This window comes from [Mycobacterium] manitobense (genome assembly GCF_025821665.1).
Taxonomy (GTDB): domain Bacteria; phylum Actinomycetota; class Actinomycetes; order Mycobacteriales; family Mycobacteriaceae; genus Mycobacterium; species Mycobacterium arseniciresistens.
The window spans coordinates 1-9,206 of record NZ_JACKSJ010000074.1; the positions used below are offsets into that span (position 1 = coordinate 1).

12 protein-coding genes and 1 pseudogene are annotated in these 9,206 nt (G+C 65.0%); 6 read left to right on the forward strand and 7 right to left on the reverse strand.

The genetic code is table 11. The annotated features are described in order from the left end of the window. Window positions 1-790: 790 nt before the first annotated feature. Window positions 791-1,255, reverse strand: coding sequence for a MarR family winged helix-turn-helix transcriptional regulator (locus tag H7I41_RS09955; RefSeq protein ID WP_264012415.1), 465 nt, complete (start codon window positions 1,253-1,255; stop codon window positions 791-793). 63 nt (window positions 1,256-1,318) lie between these two features. Between H7I41_RS09955 and H7I41_RS09960 the strand changes: the two genes are divergently transcribed. The 3 genes from H7I41_RS09960 to H7I41_RS09970 all read left to right on the forward strand — a co-directional run bounded on the left by H7I41_RS09960 (window position 1,319) and on the right by H7I41_RS09970 (window position 3,266). After that, window positions 1,319-1,777: a RidA family protein gene (locus H7I41_RS09960; RefSeq protein ID WP_264012416.1), complete on the forward strand. Its 459-nt coding sequence runs from the start codon at window positions 1,319-1,321 to the stop codon at window positions 1,775-1,777. A 147-nt stretch (window positions 1,778-1,924) separates the two neighbouring features. After that, a complete protein-coding gene (locus tag H7I41_RS09965; RefSeq protein ID WP_264012417.1) occupies window positions 1,925-2,725 on the forward strand; it encodes an alpha/beta fold hydrolase in 801 nt (266 codons plus the stop codon). Between the two features lie 76 nt (window positions 2,726-2,801). Then, on the forward strand, window positions 2,802-3,266 hold the full coding sequence (locus H7I41_RS09970; protein WP_264012418.1) for an SRPBCC family protein: 465 nt from the start codon (window positions 2,802-2,804) through the stop codon (window positions 3,264-3,266). Between the two features lie 36 nt (window positions 3,267-3,302). On the opposite strand, the gene H7I41_RS09975 is transcribed toward H7I41_RS09970, so the two are convergent. The 4 genes from H7I41_RS09975 to H7I41_RS09990 form a co-directional block, all read right to left on the reverse strand. Next, window positions 3,303-4,112 carry an LLM class F420-dependent oxidoreductase gene (locus H7I41_RS09975; protein ID WP_264012419.1) on the reverse strand — a complete coding sequence of 270 codons (810 nt, stop codon included), beginning with the start codon at window positions 4,110-4,112 and terminating at the stop codon, window positions 3,303-3,305. Window positions 4,113-4,200: 88 nt separating this feature from the next. Next, on the reverse strand, window positions 4,201-5,898 hold the full coding sequence (locus H7I41_RS09980) for a GMC family oxidoreductase (protein WP_264012420.1): 1,698 nt from the start codon (window positions 5,896-5,898) through the stop codon (window positions 4,201-4,203). Between the two features lie 98 nt (window positions 5,899-5,996). Then, window positions 5,997-6,143: a hypothetical protein gene (locus H7I41_RS09985; protein WP_264012421.1), complete on the reverse strand. Its 147-nt coding sequence runs from the start codon at window positions 6,141-6,143 to the stop codon at window positions 5,997-5,999. Window positions 6,144-6,257: 114 nt separating this feature from the next. After that, entirely contained in the window at window positions 6,258-6,809 is a 552-nt protein-coding gene (locus H7I41_RS09990) for a YaeQ family protein (RefSeq protein WP_264012422.1), read from the reverse strand. A gap of 157 nt (window positions 6,810-6,966) precedes the next feature. Between H7I41_RS09990 and H7I41_RS09995 the strand changes: the two genes are divergently transcribed. The 3 genes and pseudogenes from H7I41_RS09995 to H7I41_RS10005 form a co-directional block, all read left to right on the forward strand. Then, window positions 6,967-7,215, forward strand: coding sequence for a DUF3297 family protein (locus tag H7I41_RS09995; RefSeq protein WP_264012423.1), 249 nt, complete (start codon window positions 6,967-6,969; stop codon window positions 7,213-7,215). Window positions 7,216-7,305: 90 nt separating this feature from the next. Further along, window positions 7,306-7,743 (forward strand): hypothetical protein, encoded by a 438-nt coding sequence (locus H7I41_RS10000; protein WP_264012424.1) that lies wholly within the window; start codon window positions 7,306-7,308, stop codon window positions 7,741-7,743. Window positions 7,744-7,784: 41 nt separating this feature from the next. After that, window positions 7,785-7,931 (forward strand): annotated as a pseudogene (locus H7I41_RS10005) (AraC family transcriptional regulator); the annotation flags it as partial. Window positions 7,932-7,935: 4 nt separating this feature from the next. On the opposite strand, the gene H7I41_RS10010 reads toward H7I41_RS10005, so the two are convergent. Next, the gene (locus tag H7I41_RS10010) at window positions 7,936-8,958 is read right to left on the reverse strand and encodes a zinc-dependent alcohol dehydrogenase family protein (RefSeq protein WP_264012425.1); all 1,023 of its coding nucleotides are present in this window, start codon (window positions 8,956-8,958) and stop codon (window positions 7,936-7,938) included. 62 nt (window positions 8,959-9,020) lie between these two features. Further along, a partial coding sequence (locus H7I41_RS10015; RefSeq protein WP_264012426.1) for a DUF5996 family protein occupies window positions 9,021-9,206 on the reverse strand: 186 nt, incomplete at its 5' end.

A 9,206-nucleotide genomic window follows, 5' to 3' on the forward strand; every position in this document is an offset into this window, starting at 1 on the left:
GCCCCAACGCCAGCATCCGCCCCGACGCGATCCGCTCCAACGACAAGAACAACTCCACCTTCAGCCCGACGGTCACCGTCAGCGTCAAGTAACACCACCCATCCGACGACGGCCCCCGGAGAAATCCGGGGGCCGTCGTCGTGTTGGCGAGCGCCCAGCGATCACTTCCTGCCACCGGTCAACCAATTACTGCCAGCGGAATTAAACCCCTGACCTGCGAGTTCAACCAGTCAGAAGACAACGAGAAACACCAAGAAAGAAGCAAGGCCATGAACAAGTTCGGATTCGCCACCATCGCCGCCAGCGCCTTCGCCGCCGCCTTCATNACAACGAGAAACACCAAGAAAGAAGCAAGGCCATGAACAAGTTCGGATTCGCCACCATCGCCGCCAGCGCCTTCGCCGCCGCCTTCATCGGCCTCGCCGGTCCCGCCGCCGCCGCACCCACCGGCCCCGGCAACGCCGAACAAGCCATCGAGGAGCTCCGCTCGCAGGGCTACCGCGTTCAGGTCAACCGCCTCAACGACGTCCCGCTCGACGAAGCCCGCGTCGTCTCGGTCAGCCCCAACGCCAGCACCCGGCCCAACGCCGTGCGGTCCAACGACGCCTCAACGACGTCCCGCTCGACGAAGCCCGCGTCGTCTCGGTCAGCCCCAACGCCAGCACCCGGCCCAACGCCGTGCGGTCCAACGACAAGAACAACTCCACCTTCAGCCCGACGGTCACCATCGACGTCAAGTAACACCCCCCGACGACGGCCCCCGGAGCAATCCGGGGGCCGTCGTCGTTGTCTACGAGTCCGGTCCGACCACGCGCAGCTTGCCGGCGATCCGCATCAGGGCCTGTTGATCGGTGGCAGTGAGGCGGTCGAGAACCAACTCGCGCACTGAGCGCACGTGGATCGGCGCCGCTTCGACCACGAGGCGGTAGCCGTCGTCGGTGAGCGCAGCGATGGTGTAGCGGCCGTCGTCGGGATCCGGTGAGCGGGTGGCCCAACCACGTTGTTCGAACCGCTTGACGACGTTCGACAGCCGCGACAGGGAACCGTTGGCCAGATACGCCAACTCGCTCATGCGAATCCGACGATTTGGGGCTTCTGAGATGTGGCTCAACGTCAGGTACTCGAACAGGGTCAGGTCGATCTGACGGAGCGGTGCCTCGAGCTTGCCTGGCAGCAGCAGGATCACCGAAATGAGGCTGGTCCAGACGTCTTTCTCCTGCGGGCTGAGCCATTGCGGATCGTCGGTATGCGCCATCGGTGCCTCCTGTCGATGCCCGCATGAGTTTACACGTGAAGTGATCCGCGGTATGTTTAGTTCATGGATGAAGTGAAATCAGGTACAGCGGTCGAATTCTTCGTCACCCCCGGATACGGCGAGATGTTGCGGAAAGAACGGCATTACAGCCAGGCGGTGCGGATCGGGGACAGGGTTGAGATCTCCGGGCAGGGGGGCTGGGACGACGAGTTGAACTTCCCGGAATCGCTGAAGGACGAGATCGAGCGCGCCTTCGAGAACGTCGAGCGGACCCTCGCCACCGCCGGCGCCTCCTGGCGTGACGTGGTCCACCTGAACTCGTATCACATTGCCAGCCAGACGGACTCCATCGGCGATGCGCACAACGACGTCATGATCGAGCAGATCCGCAAGTGGATGCCCGACCACGCGCCGATCTGGACCGAAACCGGCGTCACTGCGCTGGGGGCGCCCAAGATGCGCGTCGAGATCCGTGTCACCGCCATCCTCGGCCTGCATGAGGGAAGCGCTTCGACCGAGTGACGCTCGGACGAGCCCGCACGTCATCGGCGGCTGAACCTTTGCGATCGCGAGGACGGATGCGCGATTCGGCCGATCTCTCGGCGTCACCGCTGACACTGTGGAAGCGTTGACATGCGTTAGTCGGGATCGCACCGCCCGGGGGTGAGCATGGCCATCGTCGAGTTACCGGGTTGCGCACTGCACTACGACGTGCGCGGCAGCGGCGAGCCGCTGGTGCTGGTCCACGGCACGGGCGCAGACGCTACGACCTGGGATCCGGTGCTCGATCTGCTCGCCGCCGACCATCAGGTGATCACCTACGACCGCCGCGGGTATGGGCGCTCGACGCATCGGCCGGTCCGCGACTATCGCATCCACACGAATGATCTGGCTGCGCTGCTCGAACAAGTCTGCGACCGCCCCGCTCATGTCGTGGGCTGGAGCTCCGGCGGAAACGTGGCAATGGCGCTCGCGGCCGCAGACTCCTCACGAATGCGCAGCCTCTGCGTCATCGAACCGCCGTTCCACAACGTGCGCCTCGGCGACAGGGCGGTATTCGCTGCCACGACCCGGGTGAAATGGCAGCAGTTACGCGGCCGCCGAATCGAGGCGGGTGAGGAGTTCTTCCGGTCCGTCTACGCGCTGCGGTCCGGCGGTAACGCCTACGACCTCGCTGCTGACCGAGTCCGGGAGGGCATGCGGCGCAACGTGGAACCGGTGCTGGTCGAGTTCGACCCGCATCCTTTCGGCGTCTCCGTCGAATATGTCGCGACCCGGGCCGTTGCCGCCGCACCGGTTCCGATGACCTGGATCCTCGGTGACCAGAGTCCGCAATGGCTGCACCGTATCCATCATCGGTTCAGTCAGCGCCGGCCGGACCTTCGCACGGTGGTGATCCCGAACGTCGGACACCTGGCGCACGACCAAGATCCGGAGGCGTTCGCCAAGGCGGTGACGTCGGGGGCGTGAGCCCCGACTCTGAGCGGTAACCCGCCGATCCGCACGCAACGTTGCCGTAACGGCTGAGTTTCGGCAGTGTGGGGGGATGAGCGAAAACGCGAAGGTCACCGTTGAACGAACCATCGATGCGTCAGCAGCCGCGGTCTTCGACGTCATCTCCAATCCCGAGCGACACCCAGCACTCGACGGCTCGGGCTTCGTCCGCAGTGTTCATCACGCTGACCGGATACAGGCAGTGGGCGAGGTGTTCACGATGAACATGCAGGGCGACCACATGGGCGGGGAGTACAAGACCGACAACCACGTGTCCGGCTATGCGAAGGACAAGCTGCTCGCCTGGAAGACGGCACCCCAGGGCACCGAACCTCCGGGATGGGAGTGGCTGTGGGAGTTCGAGTCTCAGGGACCGAATCAGACGTTGGTACGCCACACCTATGACTGGTCGAAGGTCACGGACAAGAAGCTTCTCGAGAAGGTGACGTTCCCGCTGGTCACCAAGGATCAACTGGACGACACGCTGTCCCGGCTCGCCGCCGAGACGTCATCCTGACTGGACGTCTCGCCAGGGGAGCGAATCCGATGTTTCTCAACCGTTGTCGCGCCAGCTGAGCACCTCCTTGAGAGACGTGAGGTCATAACCATCCTTGGCGGTGAGTTCGGTCTGGAACAACGTGACTCCCGCCTCGCGGAAGGCATCGGCGCTGCCGGCGTTCTCCCAGAGTGTCGAGCGTTCGATATCGGCGCCGCTGCGGCCGAACGTCGCTGCCAGCTCGTCGACGCGGTCGCTGGACCTGCGGAAGGCGTCGAGGTCGGTGAACGCGTGCCAGATGTCGGCGTGCCGGGCAACGGCGGGCAGCGAGCGCTTGGGCCCGGTCCCGCCGATGAGGATCGGTAGCTTGCGCACGGGCGGCGGAATCAGTGCGGCGAGCCGGTTCTCGATGCGGATCAGGCTCTCGTCGAACAGGTCGAAGCGAGAGCCGAAGGTGCCGAAGTCGTAACCGTAGGTGGTGTAATCCTTTTCGTACCAGCCCGCGCCCAAGCCGAGAATGAGCCGGCCGCCGCTGATGTGGTCGACGGTGCGCGCCATGTCAGCGAGCAGATCCGCGTTGCGGTAGCCGACGCCGGTGACGAGGAGCCCGATCTCGGCGTGTGAGGTGATCTCGCCCCACGACGCGAGCGCAGTCCAGCCCTCGAAGTTGGCGACGTCGGGCTGCTCTGCTGTCAGAACGGGCTTGCCGTCAACGATGCCCTCCATCGCCGGGTAGTGGAAGTGGTCGTAGCCGAAGATCACATCGGCGCCGAGGTCGTCGGCGGCCAGGACGGCGTCGCGCCATGTGCGGTAGTCGGGCGTGCCGCCCGGCTGGATCTGCACGGCGACGCGGACGGGACGGGTCATGGATGCTCCTGAGTCGGGGGAGAGGCGACTCTTGAGCCAAGTTCAGCGGGTGCGGGTTTATTCCGGATCGGCGCGTCGACGCCGATGCTCATTCCAGGATTGCCCGCGCTGCGCGTTCTGCGATCAGCATGACCGGCGCATTGGTGTTGCCCGAAGTGATGGTGGGCATCGCCGACGCATCAACCACTCGAAGGCCGGCGACACGGTACACGCGGCAATCGGTGTCGAGCACCGTGGCGGCCGACCGTGGCCGCCCGTGTGGATCGAACGCCCCCATCGCGCAGGTGCCCACCGGATGAAAGATGGTCGTCCCCAGCTCACGGGCCGCTTGCTCCAGGTCTTCGTCGCTCTCTCGTTGGGGGCCAGGAAGCACTTCTTCTGGGCGGTAGCGGGCCAGAGATTTCGCCGCCATGATCTGCCGGGTCATCCGGAGGCCGAGCACGGCAATCCGACGATCGGCGTCAGTCGACAGGTAGTTACAGGAGATACGCGGGGACGTCAGCGGATCTGCGCCGGCTATCCGCACATGTCCTCGAGAGGTGGGGCGCAGATTGCACACCGACGGAGTGATCGCTCCGAAGGGATGCAGGGGCTCGCCGAACTTGGCCAACGACAACGGCTGCACATGCCACTCCAGATCGGGACTGGCCAGTGCGGGATCGCTCTTGGCGAAGGCTCCCAACGTGGAGGGCGGCATGGTCAGGGGTCCTGAGCGCAGCAACAGGTACTGAACTCCCATGCCCGCCCGGGTGATCCAATTCCGATACAGCGTGTTGACAGTCCGGGCGCCCCGCACCCGGTAGACCGTTCGCAGCTGCAGATGGTCCTGAAGGTTTTCGCCCACCCCGGGTAGATCAACGGTGACCGGCACCTGGTGTTGGGTGAGCAGCCCGGCCGGTCCCAGACCCGAGGCCTGCATGAGCTGCGGCGACCCAATCGCTCCGGCGCTCAGGATCACCTCCCGGCGGGCCTGAACGTCGATGATCTGGCCGTCTCTGCGCAGCCGTACACCGGTGACGCGGTGCCGAGCCGTGGTCCACGCGCCGCGCCGCTGACCTTCGTGGACCTGGCCGTCCATCAGCAGGTGCAGGGCCTGGGCGTGGGTGTAGATAGTGAGATTCGGTCGTTGCGCGACGGGGTGCAGGAAGGAATCGGCCATCGACCAGCGGCGGCCGCGCCGTTGGTTGACGTGAAAGTACGCACTGCCGTCGTTGCTTCCGCGATTGAATTCGTCGATCGGATCAATGCCCAGTTCGGCAGCGGCGGCCTGCCAGGCGTCCAGGATCTTCCAGCGCACACGTGGCCGCTCGACAGCGATCTCACCACCGGCGCCGTGCCACTCGTCGGCGCCGCCGAAGTAGTCTTCCAACTCCTTGTAGATCGCCAGGGTCTCGCCACCGGAGCCGTCGGTGCCGCCCCACCGCCACCGCTCGTCACCGGTGGCCTGGGCCCACAGCTCGTAATCAGAGGCCTGGCCGCGCATGTGGATCATCGCGTTGATCGACGAGCTGCCGCCGATCACCCGGCCCCGCGCATAGTGAATGCTGCGCCCGGCCAGTCCCGGGTCGGGTTCGGTCGCGAAACACCAGTCGGTGCGTGGGTTGGCAATGGTGTACAGGTAGCCCACCGGCACCTTGATCCAGAACCAGTCGTCTTTGCCGCCGGCCTCGATCAAGAGCACACGGTGGTCAGGATCGGCGCTGAGCCGGTTGGCGAGCAGGCAGCCCGCACTGCCTGCTCCCACGATGACGAAGTCGAATTCGGCGGCGGGGCTCGACTCCGGCATCGTTCCTCCTTCGCGTCGAGGCCGAGCGAGGAAGGATTGCGCACCCCGTAGGCGACGGCTGTTGAGCGGCAAGGTAATGCGTAGTATCTACGCCGCGGTCAGTCCTTTTCCTCGTCGCGACGGCGCGCGGCCTCGATCACTGCAGGCGGGGCTGGTTTCTGCAACCAGGCCCGTATCCGCAACAAGCCACCGGTGACGGTGCCGACGGCAAGGACCGCAACGAGGATCCAGAGCGCAGTGGACATACAGCAAGTGTCCTCCAGCACCCAAGCTGTTCGGGCCGATATCGCGACAGGACCCGCAGCGAGATGAGCGTCCATTGCGCCAACGCTATCGGTCAGCACCTCGGGCTCAGAAGTTCACTGAAGCGGCTCGGGCGTGAAGGTGACGTCGACACCGCCCACGGTCATCGTCACCTGATCCTCCATCACCATCACCTGCGCCGAGACCCGTCGATCGATGCTCTGGGCCAGTTGCTGCACCGGTCCGTACGGTATCTGCACCACCGACAGGTTCGACAGCTTCGCCACTTTGGGTCCCACTGTGCGCCACCAGGTGGCCACGCCGGCGGCGAAAGGGAACAGCAGCACCTGGTCAGCCTGGCTGGCCGCCTTGCCCAAGGCGCGTTCATCGGGCTGGCCAACATTGATCCACTCCAGGATCCGGCCCGTGTAGTCCGCAAGCCGCAAGTCCGGTACGCCAGGGGTGGACAGGCCCGCCCCGAACGCCAACTCGCCGTCGACATCGCTGAGCCGGTGTGCGCGCAGCCCAAATGCCAACAACCGCACCACCATCCGCTCATCGTTCTCACTGGGGTGACGGGCTACGGTCAGAGTGTGATCGGCGTAGTAACCGTGATCGACATCGGAGACGCCAAGTTCGACTTTGAACACTGTTGCAGAAAGAGCCACGTCATAGTGTCCACCCTGGTGGTGTTCCCCGAGCAGTCAGGCCGCCTTCCGAAACCCCGCCAACCCCAGGTTGGGCCTCCAAGGCCTACGCGCATCCCGCGACGGCACGGTCGCGTAGATTCTTTGAGAACAGTCCGAGCATTCAACGAAGGCCATCATGTCCGAGGACCAGAACACAGACGTTCCACCGAATCACCTCTCCATCGATCCGCGCAGCGCCTTCTACAACGAAGAGGTTCTTCGCCGCGATGTGGGTATTCGCTTCAATGGCGCCGAAAAAACCAATGTGCACGAATACAACGTGGCTGAGGGTTGGGTGCGTGTTGAAGTCCCTACCGCGAAGGATCGCCACGGAAATCCAATGGTCGTCAAGGTCAGTGGGACGGTTGAACCTTATTTCCGCTGAGCGGGGGGTGCCCGGTCTCAGTCGACTCGGCGGTCGCATCGCGGCCGACCACAGGGGTAACGCCACCCCCGCCGGGCTCGATGACAAAGCATGACCTCGATACCTGCTGCCGGAGCGCTCGCCACCGCGCTGATTGCACCTTGGTTGTTCGCAGGACCGGCGTATGCGCAAGCCTCAGCACATCTCGATAGTGTCCCAGTGATCGCATCCGCGACGTGCGCTGGCAACGTCCGCGCCGAGGCGCAGGTGACGCCTGTTCAGGCCGGCAATCGGGTGCAGGACGGTGTACGTGTGGCGATCCACTACGACGCCGGCATTTACGACGGATCGTGCGCGCTCACCGTGACTGCCAACTGGGCGAACCTCGACACCGGTGCATCGGGACAGGGTGAGATCACGGCCGTGTCCAGGATATGGGGGCATTACGGCTTCATCGGCTACGCCGAAACGTCGTTCGACACAGGTAGCGGTGCGGTGGTCGTCACCGTGAGTTCTCACCCCGGAGCGGAAATGCGAATTTCGACGTGAAAGTGGCGTCGCCGTCGATTTGATCGGTCGACACCGCGCGCGAACTCCTCGAGCGCACGAGGCTGTCGATTGACCGCATCGCGGACCAGGTCGGCCTGGGAAGCGGATCGAACCTCCGACTGCATTTCCGCCGGCTGCTGGATGTGTCGCCGTCGGAGTACCGCGCCACCTTCTCCGGGCGGAGCTGACCAACTACGAGATGCGAGCGGGGACCGCGACGGTGTCGCCCGCAACGTCGATCGCGACCTTGCCGCGGAGTCCATAGGACCGCCTGTTCTCCAGGAGTTCATGAGCCTCGCCCATCCGAGCGAGCGGAAGAGTCGCGCCGATGACGGGCTTCACGAGACCGCGCTCGACCAATGTGGTGAGCGCGTTCAGCTTTCCTTGGTTCTGTCGTGTGAAGACGAAGTGGTAGGCGGCGTTCTTGCCCCACGCCTCGATGAGGTTCTGCGGTTGGGCGATGTCGACGATGCTGACGACGCGTCCGGAGTCGGCGAGCGTCAACGGGCTTCGTGTGAGCGCGTCGCCACCGATGGTGTCGAAGACGACATCGACCCCTTTGCCTCGCGTCGTCTCGGCTACGGCATCGACGTAGTCCGTCGACGTGAAGTCGATCGCCGCATCCGCCCCGAGGGAGCGCACGAAGTCATGGTCGGCGGCTTTCGCGGTGGTGATCACTCGTGCGCCGATCGCCTTCGCGATCTGGATCGCGATCGTGCCGACACCGCCCGCGCCGCCATGGATGAGGATCGTCTCCCCGACGGTGAGCTGAGCCCGGGTCACCAGGGACTCCCAGACCGTCCCGCCGACGAGCGTCAGGCTCGCCGCCTCCAGGTGACTGACGTTCTCCGGCTTCCGGGCGACGAGCTCGACGTCGGCGACGTGCTGTTCGGCGTAGGAGCCAGGGCCGCCGAAGATCCGGGGCGTGTAGTACACCGCATCGCCGGCGCGGAACTCGGTCACGTGGGATCCGACTTCCTCGATCACACCGGAGATGTCGTGCCCGATGATCGCCGGGAGCGGCACATGATCCGCGTAGTCCCCGCGGCGGATCTGATAGTCGAGCGGGTTGAGGGCGGTCGCGTGGACGCGCACCCGTACCTGGCGGGGCCCGACGTGCGGTACAGGGACATCACGCAGCTCGAAGGCGTCGGCCCCTCCGAAACGGGCGAGCACAACGGCCTTCATCGAATCAGACATATCGGTCTTTCTCATCGTGGTTCAGGGTGCGCGACGCGCCGGGACGGGATTGCGTCGTGGACTCGCGGATTCGGTCGTCATCGCGACGTGCCCTTGTGTGTCCAGCGGTTCGGGTCGGTTTCGAGGGCGCCGCGGTCCCATCCCATCAAATCGGCGGCCGCGCCATAGGTGAACTCGAGGAAGTCCATCACCGCCCCGTCGGGGTCCTTCGCTTGGCGTGCGACCTCGTACGGCAACAGGTACTGCCGCAGGCCGGCGTCGTA

What these genes read in the sequence shown, in the direction of transcription:
- H7I41_RS09955 (WP_264012415.1), bottom strand. Translation starts at nt 1,255, where the DNA reads ATGGCGCATACCGACGATCCGCAATGGCTCAGCCCGCAGGAGAAAGAC.
- H7I41_RS09960 (WP_264012416.1), top strand. Translation starts at nt 1,319, where the DNA reads ATGGATGAAGTGAAATCAGGTACAGCGGTCGAATTCTTCGTCACCCCC.
- H7I41_RS09965 (WP_264012417.1), top strand. Translation starts at nt 1,925, where the DNA reads ATGGCCATCGTCGAGTTACCGGGTTGCGCACTGCACTACGACGTGCGC.
- H7I41_RS09970 (WP_264012418.1), top strand. Translation starts at nt 2,802, where the DNA reads ATGAGCGAAAACGCGAAGGTCACCGTTGAACGAACCATCGATGCGTCA.
- H7I41_RS09975 (WP_264012419.1), bottom strand. Translation starts at nt 4,112, where the DNA reads ATGACCCGTCCCGTCCGCGTCGCCGTGCAGATCCAGCCGGGCGGCACG.
- H7I41_RS09980 (WP_264012420.1), bottom strand. Translation starts at nt 5,898, where the DNA reads ATGCCGGAGTCGAGCCCCGCCGCCGAATTCGACTTCGTCATCGTGGGA.
- H7I41_RS09985 (WP_264012421.1), bottom strand. Translation starts at nt 6,143, where the DNA reads ATGTCCACTGCGCTCTGGATCCTCGTTGCGGTCCTTGCCGTCGGCACC.
- H7I41_RS09995 (WP_264012423.1), top strand. Translation starts at nt 6,967, where the DNA reads ATGTCCGAGGACCAGAACACAGACGTTCCACCGAATCACCTCTCCATC.
- H7I41_RS10000 (WP_264012424.1), top strand. Translation starts at nt 7,306, where the DNA reads ATGACCTCGATACCTGCTGCCGGAGCGCTCGCCACCGCGCTGATTGCA.
- H7I41_RS10010 (WP_264012425.1), bottom strand. Translation starts at nt 8,958, where the DNA reads ATGAGAAAGACCGATATGTCTGATTCGATGAAGGCCGTTGTGCTCGCC.